We start from the raw sequence: 16,458 nt of genomic DNA on the forward strand, positions 1-16,458 counted from the left end.
GACATGGCCCCTCGAGACTCTGCCCTTCGCAATTTCGTCTGGACCTGGGGAGCGCCGCTCGCCGTGGCGCTGCCGCTCCTCGTCGCGCCGCTCGTGCTCTCCGATTTCCGCCTGAACCTGCTCGGCAAGTTCCTCACGTACGCCATCGTCGCCCTGGGGCTCGATCTCATCTGGGGCTACGGCGGGATGCTGAGCCTCGGGCAGGGGCTCTTCTTCGGCCTCGGCGGCTACGCGATGGCGATGTACCTGAAGCTGGAGACGTCCGGCTCGCGCCTGCCCGATTTCATGAGCTGGAGCGGCCTCGAGGCGCTGCCGATCTTCTGGGAGCCGTTCCGCTCGCCGGTCGTGGCCCTCTGCGCCGTCGTCCTCCTGCCGATGGCGATCGCGTCGGCGGTGGGTTATCTCGTCTTCCGGAGCCGCGTCCAGGGGGTGTATTTCTCGCTGATCACCCAGGGGCTGACGCTGATCGCGTCGATCCTCTTCATCGGCCAGCAAGCGGTGACGGGCGGCACGAACGGGATCACGAACCTGAAGACGATCTTCGGCTTCGCGCGGGGGGCGACCGGGACGCAGACGGTGCTCTATTTCGTGACGCTCTTCTGCCTCGGGGCGCTCTATCTCCTGTGCCGGAAGCTCACCCAGTCGCGCTTCGGGCGCCTGCTCGTGGCGATGCGGGACGACGAGAACCGGGTGCGCTTCCTCGGCTACAACCCGGTCACGCTGAAGACGCTGGTGTTCGCGCTGTCGGCGGGCATGGCGGGCATCGCGGGCGCGCTGTTCGTCTGCCAGGTCGGCCTCATCTCGCCCTCCTCGATGGGCGTGATCCCGTCGGTCGAGATGGTGACCTGGGTGGCTGTCGGCGGGCGCGGCACGCTGATCGGCGCGGTCGTCGGGGCGATCCTTGTCAGCCTGGGCAAGAGCGCGCTGAGCGAGTCGTACCCCGAGGTGTGGCAGCTCGGCTTCGGCGCGCTCTTCGCGGCGTCGGTCATGCTGCTCCCGAAGGGCGTCTCGGGCTTCCTGCAGCGGCACGCCGCGAAGCTCTCGCGCCGCGACACGGGCGGCGCGGCGGGGCCGGCGAGCGGGGATGAGGTCGACCCGGCGGCGGGCCCAGAGGCGCCGGCGACGACCGGTCGCTGAGGGGGAGGCGCGGAGATGAGCGGAAGCGAGCACGGAAACGAGCGCGGAAACGAACGCGGAAACGAGGAGAGGAGCAGCGCGATGAGCCGCGGCAACATCGTCGAGGTCCAGCGGGTGACGGTGAGCTTCGACGGCTTCAAGGTGCTGGACGAGCTCGACTTTTCCATCCAGCGCGGGGAGCTCCGGTTCCTGATCGGGCCGAACGGCGCGGGGAAGACGACGCTGCTCGACATCCTGACCGGCAAGACGAAGCCGTCGAGCGGACGGGTGGTGTTCCACGGAGGTGGGGAGTCCGGACGGGAGGCCGTGGAGGTGAATCGCCTGCCGGAGCACGCCCTCGTGCGGCTCGGGATCGGGCGGAAGTTCCAGACGCCGGCGGTGTTCGGCAGCCTCACGGTGCTCGAGAACCTGGAGGCGGCGATGGGCTTCCGGGAGAGCGCGCCGGGGCTGCTCCGGGGGCTGTCGGCGCCGCAAGAGAGGGAGATCGCCGAGACGCTCGATCGGGTCGGGCTCCGGCGGCGCGCGGACGTGCGGGCCGCGGTGCTCGCGCACGGGGAGCGGCAATGGCTGGAGATCGGCATGCTGCTCGTGCAGCAGCCGAAGCTGCTGCTGCTCGACGAGCCGGTGGCGGGGATGACCCGGCGCGAGCGCGACCGCACGGGGGAGCTCGTCCAGGAGATCGCGAAGCAGCGGTCGGTGCTGGTGGTGGAGCACGACATGGAGTTCGTGCGGCGCTACGCGAGCACGGTGACGGTGCTGCACGCCGGCAGGCGGCTGTGCGAGGGGCCGGTCGAGGAGGTCCAGGGCAACGCGCAGGTGATCGAGGTCTATCTCGGGCGGGCGCACGACGCGGGGCACGCGCGCGGCGGGGCCAAGGCGCCGGCCGAGGCTCAGGCGGAGGAGCGGTAGCAGCATGCTGGTTGTCGAGGATCTCGCGGTCTATTACGAGGAGAGCTGCATCCTGTCGCAGGTCAGCCTGGACGTCGCGCCAGGGCGGGTGTCGTGCCTGCTGGGCCGCAACGGGGTCGGCAAGACGACGTTGCTCAAGGCGATCATGGGCGTGCTGAAGCCGCGGCGCGGCAAGGTGACGCTCGACGGGGCGGACCTCACGGCGAGGTCGCCGAGCGACAGGGCGCGCGCGGGGATAGGCTATGTGCCGCAGGGGCGAGGGATCTTCCCGTACCTGACGGTGCGAGAGAACCTGCTCATGGGCTTCGAGGCGAAGAGCGATTCGACGCCTAGCCCCGCTGCGCTGGAAGAGATGATGGAGATGTTCCCCATCCTCAAGAAGTTTCACGCGCGGGCGGCCGGGACGCTGAGCGGCGGGCAGCAACAGCAGCTCTCCCTCGCGCGGGTGCTGCTGAGGAAGCCGAAGCTGCTCTTGCTGGATGAACCGACGGAGGGGATCCAGCCGTCGATCATGCAGGAGATCGGGGAGGTGATCAAGGGGCTCGGGAAGAAGGGGGATATGGCGATCTTGCTCGTGGAGCAGTTCCTGGACTTCGCGCTCTCGACGGCGAGCGAGTACCTCATCATGGATAACGGGGGGATCGTGCGCCGGGGAAGCGTGGCGGAGTTCGACGACGAGATCGCGAGGGAGTTTCTGGCGGTGTGAGGAGGCCCCGCGGCGGCTGCCCGGCCCTGGCAGGGGGTGTTCGCGGCGTGGCGCCGGGTGGGGGCCCCGCCGAACTCGCATGAGACGTCCTCTCACCGACGCGCTGCGCGCAGCGATGAGAGGACGTCAATTGGGCTCGAACATCGGCCCGTCCCCCGCCCGGCGCCACGCCGCAAACACCTCCTGCCGGGGCCTACGGTTGAAGTAAACAGGTCTACAGCAGCGCGTCCTCTGCGCTCGTCGCCGTCACCGCCTGGCAGAGCCATCGATTGAGCGTGGCCAGCTCCGAGCATGCGTCAATCCGAGCCTCGATCGGCTGGCTGAGCGCAAGTCCGCGCTGCGCCAGCACCGTGCGCAGCGCCAAGCGCGCAGCGGTGACCTGGCCTTTCTCGATGAGCTGCTGCTCGACCTCCGGACTCTGGGCGAGCAGGGCCTGGAGAATTTGTTGCCTGCGCGCCTCGATCTCCGGGTCGTCGGAGCGATCGAACCGCCGCAGCAAGTCCTCGCGGGTGTACTGTGACATCGGCAGGTATTCTAGCATAGAGATCACCCATTCCACCTCCCGCCGCGGTGCCACCCACCGGGCGAACTCGTCAAGGGCCTGTCCGGAGCGAGCCACCAGGAACGGCACGAGCTCGTCGCGCAGCGGTAGCTCGTTGGCGGCGATCCAGAGAAACTGAAACGGCGACGGCCCGACGCGGTAGCAGCCAGGAGAGAACCGCTCCGGCGCCCGCGCAACGTACAGCCACGACGGCAAGCGGGGAGCGACGACCCAGAGGGGCTCTTCGCCCATCCAGAGCGGCTCGCACGCGTAGATGCGCTCGATCTCGCGCGCCAGCCTGCGCAGCGTCGCGCGCTTGATCTCCCCGATGTCCACGTGGTCGCCGGCCATCTTGATCTCGACGAGCACCTCGTCATGGTCGCACGCCGCCGGCCAGGGCGCGGCGAGACGAGCGAGGCCGTCAGGCCGCAGCACACGGAGGTAACCGTCGGCCTGAACGCGCTCGAGTCGCACCTCGGGCGGCCGATGCCATGCGGCGGAGCCGTCGGTGACGCGCGGCGTGTCCTCGGCGAAGGTCAGCTTCGCGAACCCGTCAAGCTTGCCCACGGCGGTCTTGATATCAACTCACCGACGGCGACGCACTTCAAATAAGCGATCTGCACGGCAGATAAAGAGAGATGAATTCGCAAGCCTGTGCGCAAGAGCGTGAGAGCGGGTGACCTGACCCCGGCGCCGCGGACCACACGTCACGCTCGGTCGGAGCGGCCGCGGAGCGACAGCGCCCGAGAGCAGCGCGACGGTAGGCCTCGATGAGGCGCACGCCGTCGAGCCGGCCAAGGCACTGCGCAGCAGCCTCGGTGTGCCGTCCCTGCTCTCGTCCGTTCTCAGCTGCGGGATCCCATCGGATCATGCAAACGGCGTCGGGGTCCGGTGCGCGAGGACGCCGTCGCCACCCGACAGGGCGATCGCTACGCGCCACACGCTCGGCCCTCGCGGCGCGCCGCTCGCTCCCCTGGACCGAGACGGCGCGCCGGCCCCATCGCCTTGTCGGGCGATCTCCCCAGCAGCGGTCCTCAGCTCGGCTCGTCGAGCACTTCGGCGAGGGTCTTCGCGCTGAGCACCCGCTCGGCCCACTGCTCGAGCACGGCGATCTCGGCCCCCTCGACCCGGGTGACGGCGGCTTCCGGCAGCTCGCCGAAACGAGCGCGCAAGAGCCGCAGCAGGATGGCACGCTCTCCTTCGTGGCGTCCCTGCGCGACGTACTTCTTGGCGAAATCGCTCTGGTATTCGTAGCCCTTCACCATCGCCTCCAGGGCCCGCCGGGCCGTATCGTCCAGGGAATTTAGCACGAGATCGCCGTAGAACCTGGCCCTGTCCTCGTCGAGCTCGCGGATGGCGGGCAGGACGGCGGCGGCGATGTTCGCGCCCTGCTCGCCCGCGCCGTGCGCGAGGGCGGAGAGCACGCCCAGCTCGGGGCGTCGGGCCGCCTCGGCCTTGTCCGTCACGATCGGAACCGCCTCATGCCCCAGCACGGGCGGTCGCAGGACGAAGCCAGGAATGCCGGTCTCGATGGGCTGTGCGCACCAGGCGGCGACGTCGGGGTCGGGAGCCACGACGAGCAGGCCGGCCGGGCACCGGTGAATGGCGCGCGCGCCCATGGTGTACTCGGGCCAGGTGAATCGCTTTCGAGGATCGATGGCGAGCTGGACCTCGACGATGAGCACCGAGACGGGGAGTTCGTCGCCGAGCAAGAGGACGACGACGTCGGCGCGGTACTCGGCAGGCTGGATCTGGCTGAGATCGATCGAGGTGGTGCGCGCTCCGGAATGTGGCGGCAGCGGGACGCCCAGCACCTCGACGAGGAGCTCAGCGGCGAGCGACGGGCGGTTCTTGAAGAGATCGACGAGGATCTCGTGGTCCATGGACGGCATCGTGCGTCGGCTCGCAGGTGCTTGAGTGCCGGAAGCGCGCGGGGGTCTCGCCGGCGAAGGTCTCGCTTCGCAAACCGTATCCCGATGGCGCGCGGAGGAGTTGATATCAGCGCTCCGGGAGGAGCGCACTCGAAATATCGACGTTGAGCAGCAGAAACAGAGACATCATGATGGCGACCTGCGCGTAATGCCGTGAGTCTGCGCGCCCTGCCGCCCCCTCTCCTCATCGAGGTCGCGGAGGGCGGGCGGCACGGCTGCGGCGATCGCAGCGCCCTGCTCGCCAGCGTCGTGCACGAGGGCGGAGAGGACGGCGAACTCGGGTCGTCGTGCCGCCGCGTCGGTGTCCGTCACGCTCGAAACCGCCTGCCGCCCCAGCACGGGCGTGCGCGGGTCGAGCGTGCGGCGGCGCAGCAGGGCGAGAGGGGAAGGACGCGCGTGGGTGGACATCAGGCGCGCGGCGGCGGTACGACGAGCCATGGCGAAGAGGACGGGCGCGAAATGGCTGTGGGCGGCGTGGGCGGCGACGGCGGGCGGCTGTGCGCTGGTGACGGGGCTGGAGGACGGATATTACGTCCAGAAAGAAGGCAGTGGCGGGAGCGGAACCGGAGGCGAAGCCGGCGCCGGAGGGGAAGCTGGAGGCGGGATGGGAGGCGCCGGGGGAGCTGGAGGCGGGATGGGAGGCGCCGGGGGAGCTGGAGGCGAGGAGGAGTGTACGCCGGCCGGGAAGGAGTGCGTCGGTCAGACGTGCGTTGACGGGAAGTGCGTCGGGGAGTGCGGCCCGGAGGACGTGCGCTGCTCGGAGGAGAATCGCCCGCAGCGGTGCGGAGAGCGCGGGTCGTGGGAGGACGCGGAGCCGTGTGGTGCGGCGGCGCCCGTCTGCAGTCGAGGAGCATGCGTGACGCCCCCGAGCTGTGCCGGACTGGCCCAGACGTGCGGTCGTGGCAGCAACGAGAGCTGTTGCGCGACGGGGGAGGCGGTGTCCGGGGGCACGTTCAACCGAAGCAATGATACGATGTATCCAGCGACGGTGAGCCGATTCCTGCTGGATCGGTTCGAGGTGACGGTGGGTCGCTTCCGGAAGTTCGTGGCGGCGTATCCCGGGAGCAAGCCTGGGACGGGAGCGGGAGCGCACCCGTTGATCGCACGGAGCGGGTGGGACGCGGCGTGGGACAGCAGCCTGCCCGCGGATGCTGCGGCATTGAAGACCGCGGTGAAGTGCAACTCGACCTACCAGACCTGGACGGATGCAGCGGCGGCGAACGAGCATCTTCCGATGAACTGCCTGAGCTGGTACGTGGCGTTCGCGTTTTGCGCGTGGGACGGAGGCCGACTGCCGACGGAGGCGGAGTGGAACTACGCGGCAGCGGGAGGGGGAGGAGCAGACGGTCAGCGGGAGTATCCGTGGTCGAAGCCGCCGAGCTCGACGACGATCGACAGCACGTACGCAGTGCATGACTGCATGGGGGATGGGGTCATGCCGCAGTCGTGCGCGCTCAGCGACATACAGGCCGTCGGGTCGAGGTCGCCGGGAGATGGCAGGTGGGGACAGGCGGACCTGGCCGGGAACATGTGGGAGTGGGTCTTGGATTGGTACAAGGACCCGTACGCCTCACAAGAATGCAATGATTGCGCCAATTTAGCATCTACCTCGAGCCGGGTGTTCCGCGGCGGGAGCTTCGGCGACGGTGCGTCGTACCTGCTCTCCTCCGCGCGCGTCTACGTCGGCCCGTCGAGCAGCAGCGACAGCGTCGGGGCCCGGTGCGCGAGGACACCGTCGGTACATGGGACAAATATTGCCATACGCATCACTTCCCTTGATCCTTGAACCCTTGATCAAGCAAGGATCCCCGCCGATGTCGGGCGATGGCAGCCGGAGCGCGGGAAGCCGGGGGTCCGGGGGCGGAGCGCCGGCCCGGCAGCAGCGCCGGTGATCGCGGCCCGGATGGAATCGCTCCTCGCCTGGGTCGCCACGCGCGTCGCCAGGTTCCCCCGCGAGCACCGCTTCACCGTCGGTGACCGCCTTCTCCATGCCTGCCTCGACGTCACCGAGCACCTCGTCGAGGCCTCGTACCGGCTCCCGTCCCCTTGACGCCGCCCGCCCGGCGCGTGAGCCTCCTCTCGTGTCGGTCATCCTTGCGGAGGGGACGGTCTTCGCGCGCCGCTACCGCGTCGAGCGCCTCATCGCCGCCGGCGCGATGGGGGCCGTCCACGAGGTGATTCACCTCGAGACCGAGCGCCGCCGCGCGCTCAAGGTCATGCACGCTCACCTCTTCCAGAGCGAGCAGATGCGCGCCCGCTTCAAGCAAGAGGCGCGCATCGCGGCGAAGATCGAGAGCGAGCACATCGTCGACGTCTTCGACGCGGGCATCGACGAGGCGACCGGCATGCCCTTCCTGGTCATGGAGCTGCTCCGCGGCGAGGAGCTCGGCGAGCGCCTCAAGCGCGCCGGCCGCCTGCCGCCCGCCGAGGCCGTCACCTACCTCTACCAGACCGCGCTGGCCCTCGACCGTACCCACGCGGCGAACATCGTGCACCGCGACCTCAAGCCCGCGAACCTCTTCCTGTCGCAGCGCGAGGACGGCTCGGTCCGCGTGAAGATCCTCGACTTCGGCATCGCCAAGCTCGTCGCCGAGGGCGCGACCGCGGCGGGCACCACGAGCAGCCTCGGCACGCCGCTCTACATGCCCCCCGAGCAGTTCCACGGCCGCGCGAGGCTCACCGGCGCCGCGGACGTCTTCGCGCTCGGCATGATGGCCTATACGCTGCTCGTGGGCGCCTCGTACTGGGATCCTGAGGCGAGCAGCGTCGACGGCGTGTTCGCGTTCGCGATGATCGCCGTCTTCGGGCCGCAGGAGCCGCCGGTGCAGCGGGCGCGCTCGATGGGCGTGACGCTGCCGCCGGCCTTCGACGCGTGGTTCGCCCGAGCCACGGCGGTCAATCCCGCGGCGCGGTTCCAGCGGGCCACGGAGGCGGTGCGGGCCCTCGGCGAGGCGCTCGGCGTCCCGGCGGGCGGCAGCCGGGCGACGTTCCCGAGCGCGCCGTCCTGGCCCGGAACCGCCCCCGCCACCGCAGCGGTGGCCCCCGCCCCCTTCACGGCCGAGCCGGCCCCGGCGGCGGCGAAGAGCGCGGGCCCGGAGCGCGACGCGCGCTCGTCCGGTCCGGCGCACGTGGGGAGCTCGACCGGCGCCGCGGTGTCCGGCATGCTGTCCCTGCCGTCGAGACCGCGCCGCGCCCCGCTCGCCGCGGGGCTTTCGGGGCTGGGGCTCCTCGTGCTGCTGGGCGGCGGCTGGCTCGCGCTGCGCGCCAGCCGCGGCGGCGATCCAGCGGCGGCTGCCGTCACGACGGCCGCGGCGGCTGCCGTCACGACGGCCGCGGCGGCTGCCATCACGACGGCCGCGGCGGCGCCGGAGACGACGTTGGCAGCGCCCGGGCCGACCCTCGCGCCCGCGCCCGAGCCGCCCCTCGCGCAGGCGCCCGTGCCGGCCCCCACGGCGCCGGAACCGACCGCCGCAGCGACGCCTCCTCCCCCCTCGGCGACGGCGCCGCGCGCGCCGTCCAGGGCGGTGGTGCAAGCCTCCGCGGCCCCCGCGCCGATAACGCTCCGCCCGGGCGCGCAGTCACGGGAGCCCGCGGCCAAGCCATCGGCATCGGGGCAAAGGCCGCCCTCGGGCAACAAGAAACCGCCGACGCCGCAACAAACGACATCCACCGCTCCCTCCCCGTACGGCCGATATTGAGCTGCACCTCCGCGGCAGCGCCGGCTCACCCCCTGCGCGCCGAGCGTGTCCTCGTCTGCCTCCGAGCGGTTGAAGCGCCGTCATGAAGGCACGGCTCAGCGCCCCGTTCCGCTCTCCTTCCCCTCCTTCCCACCTCTCCGGCGTCGTGCTCCAATCCGCCCGCCCGCCGCGCTCGTGACGGCGCGTCTCCCGCTCTCTCCTCACCTGCCGAGTGCCAGCGCATGCCTTCTCGTCTCCGCCGCTCCGCCCCTCTCCTCGCCGCCCTCGGCGTGCTCTCCCTCTCGGCTCCTGCGGCGGCGCAGGACGTCGCCGCCGCCGAGGCGCTCTTCGAGCGGGGGCTCGCCGACATGCAGGCAGGCCGTTACGAGACGGGCTGCAAGGCCCTCGCCGAGAGCGAGCGCATCGACCCTCAGCCCGGCACGCTCTTCACGCTGGCGTCCTGCGAGGCCCGATGGGGCCGCATCGCCACGGCGGTCGCGCGCTTCAAGGACTACCTGGCGCGTTTCGATCGGATGACGCCGGCCGAGCAGGCCCGTCAAGGCCAGCGGCCGAAGCTCGCGATGGAGGAGCGCGACCGGCTCTCGCCCCAGATTCCGAGGCTCGCGCTCTCCTTGCCGCCGGGTGCGCCGGCAGGCACCGTGGTCCGGCGCGACGGCTCCGTGCTGGGCGAGGCCGCGCTGGGCGTCGCGCTGCCCGTCGACCCCGGAGATCACCGGGTGTCGATCCAGGCGCCGGGAGCGCCCGTCCGGGAACAACACGTCACGATCGCGGCGGGCGAGACGAAAGAGCTCACGCTGGCGCTGAAGGACGCGCCGGCCGCCCAGGCCCCCGCGCCCCCTCCGAGGTCCCCGGCACCGGCGATCGTGCCGGCGCCCGCGCCGGCCTCACCGGAGGTTCCCGCAGGCCGCCGAACGGCTCTCTATCTGACGGGCGGGCTCGGCGCGGCGGGCCTCGTGCTGGGCGGCATCACCGGCGCGCTCGTGCTCGGCGAGAAGGGCACCATCGACGAGCACTGCGGCAGCGGGATCGAGGCCACGGACCCGAAGGCATGCGACACGACAGGGCGCGACGCCGGGAACAGCGCGAACACGCTGGCCACGGTGAGCACGATCGGGTTCGCGGTGGGCCTGGCCGGGGTCGGGGCGGCGCTCGTCCTGTACCTCACCGAGCCGAAGACGGCGGCACCGGCGGTCACCGCGAGCCCGAGGTGGATCAGCGCAGGCGTGCTGGAGGCAGGGCCCAATGGGGCCGTGTTCGGCGCGCGAGGGCGCTTCTGACGCCGACGACCGCGCCTTCGTAAGAGCATTCCTGGGGGCTACCGGCGCTATGGACAGCACCCGCGCAGCGGCTGTAGAGGAGTAGGCATGGTTGGCAGGCGCACGGGATGGTGGTGGGCTACCTCGGTCTTCGTCGCCAGCGGGTGCGGCCTGATCGCCGATTTCGACGGCTACTACCTCGACGACCGAAGCGCCGCCGGGACCGGCGGGCAAGGCGGCAGCGGCGGCTCGGCCACCGGCACGACGACGAGCAGCGGCGGAGCAGGCGGCGACGGCTCGGGCGCCAGCGCGGCGACGACGGGCGCCGGCGGGGAGGGCGGCAGCGGCGGCCCCGGCTCCGGCGGCGACGCCAGCGGCGGCGGCCCCGCCTCGACGAGCGCCGGCTCCGGCGGCGACGCCAGCGGCGGCGGCCCCGCCTCGACGAGCGCCGGCTCCGGCGGCGACGCCAGCGGCGGCGGCCCGACCTCCACCAGCAGCACCACAACGACGAGCTCCACCACAACGACGACCGCCTCCACGACCGCGGCGACCACCTCGACGACCACCGCCAGCACCGGCGGGGGCGACGATTGCGTGACGGACGAGAGGCGGTGTCTGAACAACACGCCGCAGCAGTGCTTCAACGGCGGATGGGAGAGCAGCCCGCCGTGCGGAGGGACGGCGCCCGTGTGCGTCGCGGGGACGTGCGTGAACCGGCCGAGCTGCGGTGGGCTGTCCGTGACGTGCGGTCCGGGAGGCGACGAGAGCTGCTGCACCGCATGGCCGGTCTTCGGAGGCACCTTCAACCGGGACAACAATCCCGCGTTCCCCGCCACGGTGGACGACTTCGAGATGGATCGGTTCGAGGTGACGGTGGGCAGGTTCCGGAGGTTCGTGGACGCCTATCCAGGCAGCCGCCCGCCGCGCGACGCGGGAGCGCACCCGGACATCGAGGGGAGCGGGTGGAGCCCGGACTGGGACTCGGCACTCCCTCTCGACGCACCGGCGCTGAGGACGGCGATCCGGTGCAGCGGGATCTACAGCACGTGGACCGACACGCCCGGCGCCAACGAGCACCTCGCGATGAACTGCGTCCGCTGGCCCATCGCCTTCGCGTTCTGCGCGTGGGACGGGGGACGGCTGCCCACCGAAGCAGAGTGGAACTACGCAGCCGCCGGAGGGGACGAACAGCGTCACTATCCGTGGTCGCAACCCCCGGCCTCGACGACGCTCAATACCACCTTCACGACCTACGCTTGCCTCATCGGCGCGTCCACCGGCTGCGAGTTCGATGACATGGTGCCCGTCGGGTCGAGATCCCCGAGAGGAGACGGGCGGTGGGGGCACGCCGATCTGGCAGGGAGCATGGCGGAGTGGACGCTGGACTCGTTCCTGGGCGACTACCTGAACCCCTGCGTCAACTGCGCCCAGCTGGCGACGGCCGCGGACCGGTCCCTCCGGGGCGGGGGATGGAACGAGGATTCCTCCAGGCTGCGAACGCTGAACCGCGGCCATCATCCCCAGAATGACTTCACCCGGTCGACCGGCATCCGCTGCGTGAGGTCGCTGTAGATGCTCGCGGGCCGCGCGCGTGTCGCGTCCTGGCTGCCCTGGCGGCCACGCTCTCCGAGGTCCCCTCTCCTGCCGGGTGCGCGCGCCTCGCGCCCTGGCGGCGACGCTCTCCGAGGTCCCCTCTCCTGCCGGGTGAGACAGAACATGACGCCTTGGTTCCGCCGGTCCGCACATCTGCTCGTCGCCCTCGCCTCGCTCTCGCTCGCCGCGCCCGCCGCGGCGCAGGACGCCGCGGCCGCGGAGGAGCTCTTCAATCGAGGGCTCGCCGACATGCAGGCAGGCCGCTACGAGTCGGGCTGCAAGATGCTCGCGGAGAGCGAGCAGCTCGATCCTCAGCCGGGTACGCTCTTCACGCTCGCCATGTGCGAGTCGCAGTGGGGCCGGATCGCCACGGCCGTGACGCAGCTCGGGAACTACCTGGCCTGGGTGGAGCGGATGACGCCGGCGCTGCGGGCCCGTCAAGGGGACCGGCCGAAGGCGGCGCGGGAGGAGCGCGATCGGCTCGCGCCGCGCGTGCCGCGGCTCTCGCTCTCGCTGCAGGACGGCGCCCCGCCTGGCACGGTGGTGAAGCGCGATGGCAGCGCGATGGGACCGGCCGCGCTCGGCGTCGCGCTCCCGGTGAACCCCGGAGTACACCTGGTGTCGACCCAGGCGCCGGGAGGACCCCTGTGGGAACAGACCGTCGCGATCGCCGAGGGTGAGACCAAGGCGCTGACGCTGGAGGTCAAGGAAGCGATGGCTCCCAGCATCCCCGCGCCGCCGGCGCCCGCCCCCGCGCAGCCCCCGCCCGCCGAGGCGGAATCGCAGCGCGACGCCCCGCGGCCGCTCGGAGTCCCGGACGAGGCGGCAGCCCCGGGAGGCCGGCGGGCGCTGGTCTACGTGGCCGGCGGGGTGGGCGCCGCAGGGCTCGTGGCGGGCGGGATCCTGGGCGCGCTCGCGCTCGACAAGAAGTCGGTCGTCGACGAGCACTGCGGCAGCCGGATCCAGGCCAGCGACGAGAAGGCCTGTGATGCGACAGGGAACAAAGCCGCGCAGAGCGGGGGCACGATGGCGCTGATGAGCACCCTCGGCTTCGGGGTGGGGCTGGCCGGGCTAGGCGCAGCCGCGGTGCTGTACTGGACGGAGCCGAAGCCGGCCGGCCCGGCGACGGGCGCCGCCCCGCGATGGCTCCGCGCGAGCGTGCTGCAGGCCGGGCCGACGGGGGCGGTCCTCGGCGCCCAGGGCACCTTCTGACCAGCGGCGGCGCCTTCCGGAGGATTCCGGAGGAGGAGCGGCCCTTTGCGACTGCGCAACTGCGCAACCGTGCAACTGTGCAACTGCGTAAGTGCGTAAGTGCGTAAGTACGTAAGTGCGTAACCGCGTAACCGCGTAACCGCGTAACCGCGTAACTGCGCGACATCATGACAGGACGGGCGCGCCGCCAGCAGGGGCCGTCGCGGCAAGCCCCGAGGAGGCCTTGACGCCGGGGGCGCCCGACGGGATCCTCTTGGCTCGTGTCGACTGCACTCGCGGACGGGTCCGTCTTTGCGCGCCGCTACCGTGTGGTCCGCCTCATCGCCTCGGGCGCCATGGGCGCCGTCCACGAGGTCGTCCACCTCGAGACCGAGCGACACCGAGCTCTCAAGGTGATGCACGCGCACCTCTTCGAGAGCGAGGAGATGCGCGAGCGCTTCAAGCGAGAGGCGCGCATCGCGGCGAACATCGAGAGCGAGCACATCGTCGATGTGTTCGACGCGGGCGTCGACGAGGCGACCGGCATGCCCTTCCTGGTCATGGAGCTGCTGCGCGGCGAGGAGCTCGGCGAGAGCCTCAAGCGCGTCGGCCGCCTGCAGCCCGACGAGGCCGTGACCTACCTCTACCAGGCCGCGCTGGCCCTCGACCGCACCCACGCGGCGAACATCGTCCACCGGGACCTGAAGCCCGCGAACCTCTTCCTGTCGCAGTGCGAGGACGGCTCGATCCGCGTGAAGATCCTGGATTTCGGCGTCGCGAAGCTGGTCGCCGACGGCGCCACCGCGGCCGGCGCCACCCGCAGCCTCGGCACGCCGCTCTACATGGCGCCCGAGCAGTTCCATGTCGGCAAGAAGCTCACCGGCGCTGCAGACATCTACGCGCTGGGCATGATGGCGTACGCGCTGCTGGTGGGTCTCCCGTACTGGGACCCCGAGGCCAACGAGGCAGGTGATGTGATCGCCTTCGCGATGCTGGCCGTCCGCGGCCCGCAGGAGCCGCCGGTGCAGCGGGCGCGCTCCGTCGGCGTGATGTTGCCGCCGGGCTTCGACGCGTGGTTCGCCCGGGCCACGGCGGTCGACCCCGCGGCGCGGTTCCGCAAGGCCACGGAGGCGGTGCACGCCCTGGGCGAGGTGTTCGGCATGCCGGTGGGCGGTGGCCGCCGCGCGAGCTTCCCGAGCGCGCCGTCCTACGCCGGCATGCTCCAGGGCCCGTCGTCCTCACCCGCGCGGCTCTCGAGCCCGCCGTCCTCGCCCGGAGCGCGCCCGAGCTCGCCGTCGTCACCCGAGCTATCGCCGGCGCTCATGAGAACGGAATCCGCGCTGGGGACGACCCCGTCCCCGGAGCACCTCTCCGGCTCGCACCGCGTGCGGCTGACAGAGGCCTCGACCGGCGCGGCCACCACCTCGCTGCCGCCGAAGCCGCGCCGGGCGCCAATCGCCGCTGGGATGGCCTTGCTGGGGGTCGCGATGCTCGTGGTCGCAGCCCTCTGGATCGCGCAGCGCGCGGAGAGCGAGGGAGAACCGGCGGTGCCGGACGTGGTCGCCGCGAGCCCGCTGAGCCCGCGCCAGGGCACGGCGCCGCCCGCGGGCAACCCGACGGTGCTCGATCCGAGCGCGGCAGCGCCCCCGCCGAGCGCTGCGGCGCCGGAGCCGGCCGCAGCGACGCCCGAGCCGAGCGCGGCGGTGGCGTCCGCGCCGGCCTCGGCGCCCCCTCCGACGGTGACACCGTCCGCCGAGGCACGCGTCCAGGCGGCGCCCCCCAGGAGCGCGACTGCGCCGGTGCGCCCGAACAAGCCGACGACGACCGCGCCCAGGCCGGTCGCGAGCGGCAAGGCGCCAGCACCGATCAAGCCGGCCCCCAGCACGCTGTTCGGGCGCTACTGAGGTCGCCAGCCGGAGCCCTCCTCCACCGAGACGGCGCGCCCGCACCGCTGCAAGGAGCAGTGTTTTCCCGGGCTGCATCGGAGGCGACGGGCTCGGTCGACGACGCCCATGGGGTCGAGCGCTACAACCGGAAGGCTCGGGAGGCTCGCGCTCTCCCTGCCGGCGGGAGCACCGGCGGGCACCGTGGTGCGGCGCGACGGCTACGTGCTGGGTGAGGTCAGGAGTGGACGCAGCCACTCTTCTCGCATCGTCGGGATGTCGTCGTGCCCGTAGGCCCGGCCATCCCGCTGGAGGCGGCGCAGCCGCGCGCGTCGCCGGGTAAGATCGCGGGCGCGTGCCGCGGTGGACAGCGCGGGGAGAGTGGGCAAAGAGGAGATATGAAGAGCAAGCGCACGCGTCGGTGGTGGTGGGCGGCATCGGCCTTCATGGCAAGCGGCTGCACGGCGATACTGGGGCTGGACAAGGACTATCACCCGTTCGAAGGCGCAGGCGGCGACACCGTATCCGGCGGAGGCGACGCAAGCTCGGGCCGCGGCGGCGCCGGCAATGACAGCGGCGCCGGCAATGGCGGCGGCGCCGGCGCCGGCGAGTGCACGCGCGGCGACGCGCGGTGCTCGGACAACCGGCTAGAGCGGTGCAACGACCGCGGTCAGTGGGACGCCCCGGAGCCGTGTCCTGCAGAGGCGCCCGTGTGCAGCGGAAGGGCGTGCACGACGCCCCCGAGCTGCGAAGGGCTGCCATCGACGTGCGGGCCGGGCGAAAGCGAGAGCTGCTGCGCGAGCGCGGTGGTGCCCGGGGGGACCTTCGACCGCGGCAACGATGCTGCATATCCAGCGACGGTGAGCGACTTCCGGCTGGATCGCTTCGAGGTGACGGTGGGGAGGTTCCGGAGGTTCTTCGAGGCGTACCCCGGCAGCCAGCCCGCGGCCGACGCGGGAGCGCACCCGGGCATCCAGGGGAGCGGGTGGAACCCGGCCTGGAGCAGCGAGCTGCCCCCGGACGCGGCGGCGCTCCAAGCAGCGGTGATGTGCAATCCGGACAACGCGGACATGCGGACGTGGACGGAGGCGGCGGGCGCCCAGGAGCACCTGCCGATGAACTGCGTGAGCTGGTATGTCGCCTTCGCGTTCTGCGCGTGGGACGGGGGCCGGCTCCCGACAGAAGCCGAGTGGAACTACGCGGCGGCCGGCGGGGACGAGCAGCGGCAGTATCCGTGGTCGAATCCGCCGGAGTCGACGACCATCGACGCGAGCTACGCCTCCTACGATTGCAGGGAGAGCACGGCGCCCGGCTGCACGTTCCAGAGCGACTTCAGCGACATCGTGCACGTCGGGTCCCGCTCGCCGAAGGGCGACGGGCGGTGGACGCAGGCGGATCTCGGCGGGAGCATGAGGGAGTGGATGCTGGATGGGTACGGGACCTATCCGGCGGAATGCGTCGACTGCGCCAACCTGGCGGACACCTCGAACCGGGTGGTCCGCAGCGGGAGCAGCTTCGGCACGCCGAGCTATCTGCTGACGTCCGAGCGGGTCAGCGTCGCGCCGTCGGCGCCCTATTACAGCCTCGGCGTGCGGTGCGCGAGGACGCCGTAG

General features: G+C 71.8%; 15 protein-coding genes. 11 read left to right on the forward strand and 4 right to left on the reverse strand.

The annotated features are described in order from the left end of the window. The first annotated feature begins 3 nt into the window (after positions 1 to 3). The 3 genes from urtC to urtE all read left to right on the forward strand — a co-directional run bounded on the left by urtC (position 4) and on the right by urtE (position 2,752). Positions 4 to 1,137 (forward strand): urea ABC transporter permease subunit UrtC, encoded by a 1,134-nt coding sequence (urtC, locus tag WMF11_RS31750; protein ID WP_437542484.1) that lies wholly within the window; start codon positions 4 to 6, stop codon positions 1,135 to 1,137. A gap of 81 nt (positions 1,138 to 1,218) precedes the next feature. Continuing rightward, entirely contained in the window at positions 1,219 to 2,046 is an 828-nt protein-coding gene (gene urtD / locus WMF11_RS31755; protein ID WP_437542486.1) for an urea ABC transporter ATP-binding protein UrtD, read from the forward strand. A gap of 4 nt (positions 2,047 to 2,050) precedes the next feature. After that, positions 2,051 to 2,752 (forward strand): urea ABC transporter ATP-binding subunit UrtE, encoded by a 702-nt coding sequence (gene urtE, locus WMF11_RS31760; RefSeq protein WP_437708725.1) that lies wholly within the window; start codon positions 2,051 to 2,053, stop codon positions 2,750 to 2,752. A 214-nt stretch (positions 2,753 to 2,966) separates the two neighbouring features. On the opposite strand, the gene WMF11_RS31765 is transcribed toward urtE, so the two are convergent. From WMF11_RS31765 to WMF11_RS31775, 3 genes are all read right to left on the reverse strand, one after another. Further along, positions 2,967 to 3,662: a hypothetical protein gene (locus WMF11_RS31765; protein ID WP_437902979.1), complete on the reverse strand. Its 696-nt coding sequence runs from the start codon at positions 3,660 to 3,662 to the stop codon at positions 2,967 to 2,969. A gap of 665 nt (positions 3,663 to 4,327) precedes the next feature. Continuing rightward, the gene (locus WMF11_RS31770) at positions 4,328 to 5,176 is read right to left on the reverse strand and encodes a DUF4351 domain-containing protein (RefSeq protein ID WP_437973416.1); all 849 of its coding nucleotides are present in this window, start codon (positions 5,174 to 5,176) and stop codon (positions 4,328 to 4,330) included. Between the two features lie 174 nt (positions 5,177 to 5,350). After that, complete coding sequence (locus tag WMF11_RS31775; protein WP_437973417.1) at positions 5,351 to 5,632, reverse strand: hypothetical protein; 282 nt, start codon at positions 5,630 to 5,632, stop codon at positions 5,351 to 5,353. 580 nt (positions 5,633 to 6,212) lie between these two features. Here WMF11_RS31775 and WMF11_RS31780 point away from each other — a divergent pair. The 4 genes from WMF11_RS31780 to WMF11_RS31795 all read left to right on the forward strand — a co-directional run bounded on the left by WMF11_RS31780 (position 6,213) and on the right by WMF11_RS31795 (position 10,199). After that, entirely contained in the window at positions 6,213 to 7,010 is a 798-nt protein-coding gene (locus WMF11_RS31780) for a formylglycine-generating enzyme family protein (protein ID WP_437973418.1), read from the forward strand. Positions 7,011 to 7,127: 117 nt separating this feature from the next. Then, entirely contained in the window at positions 7,128 to 7,274 is a 147-nt protein-coding gene (locus WMF11_RS31785; RefSeq protein WP_437973419.1) for a hypothetical protein, read from the forward strand. Positions 7,275 to 7,305: 31 nt separating this feature from the next. After that, the gene (locus WMF11_RS31790) at positions 7,306 to 8,922 is read left to right on the forward strand and encodes a protein kinase domain-containing protein (protein ID WP_437973420.1); all 1,617 of its coding nucleotides are present in this window, start codon (positions 7,306 to 7,308) and stop codon (positions 8,920 to 8,922) included. Positions 8,923 to 9,143: 221 nt separating this feature from the next. Further along, positions 9,144 to 10,199 (forward strand): hypothetical protein, encoded by a 1,056-nt coding sequence (locus tag WMF11_RS31795; protein WP_437902987.1) that lies wholly within the window; start codon positions 9,144 to 9,146, stop codon positions 10,197 to 10,199. Positions 10,200 to 10,372: 173 nt separating this feature from the next. Here WMF11_RS31795 and WMF11_RS31800 read toward each other — a convergent pair whose 3' ends face one another. Further along, positions 10,373 to 10,804 carry a hypothetical protein gene (locus WMF11_RS31800; protein WP_437973421.1) on the reverse strand — a complete coding sequence of 144 codons (432 nt, stop codon included), beginning with the start codon at positions 10,802 to 10,804 and terminating at the stop codon, positions 10,373 to 10,375. On the opposite strand from WMF11_RS31800, the gene WMF11_RS31805 reads away from it, so the two are divergent. The 4 genes from WMF11_RS31805 to WMF11_RS31820 all read left to right on the forward strand — a co-directional run bounded on the left by WMF11_RS31805 (position 10,773) and on the right by WMF11_RS31820 (position 16,458). Beyond that, positions 10,773 to 11,750 carry a formylglycine-generating enzyme family protein gene (locus WMF11_RS31805; protein ID WP_437973422.1) on the forward strand — a complete coding sequence of 326 codons (978 nt, stop codon included), beginning with the start codon at positions 10,773 to 10,775 and terminating at the stop codon, positions 11,748 to 11,750. The two genes, WMF11_RS31800 and WMF11_RS31805, sit on opposite strands and share 32 nt — an antisense overlap. Before the next feature lie 144 nt (positions 11,751 to 11,894). Further along, positions 11,895 to 12,983 (forward strand): hypothetical protein, encoded by a 1,089-nt coding sequence (locus tag WMF11_RS31810; RefSeq protein ID WP_437973423.1) that lies wholly within the window; start codon positions 11,895 to 11,897, stop codon positions 12,981 to 12,983. A 260-nt stretch (positions 12,984 to 13,243) separates the two neighbouring features. Beyond that, complete coding sequence (locus tag WMF11_RS31815; RefSeq protein ID WP_437973424.1) at positions 13,244 to 14,866, forward strand: serine/threonine-protein kinase; 1,623 nt, start codon at positions 13,244 to 13,246, stop codon at positions 14,864 to 14,866. A gap of 377 nt (positions 14,867 to 15,243) precedes the next feature. Further along, a complete protein-coding gene (locus WMF11_RS31820) occupies positions 15,244 to 16,458 on the forward strand; it encodes a formylglycine-generating enzyme family protein (protein WP_437973425.1) in 1,215 nt (404 codons plus the stop codon).

The organism is Sorangium sp. So ce295 (genome assembly GCF_051527405.1).
GTDB lineage: Bacteria > Myxococcota_A > Polyangia > Polyangiales > Polyangiaceae > Sorangium > Sorangium cellulosum_B.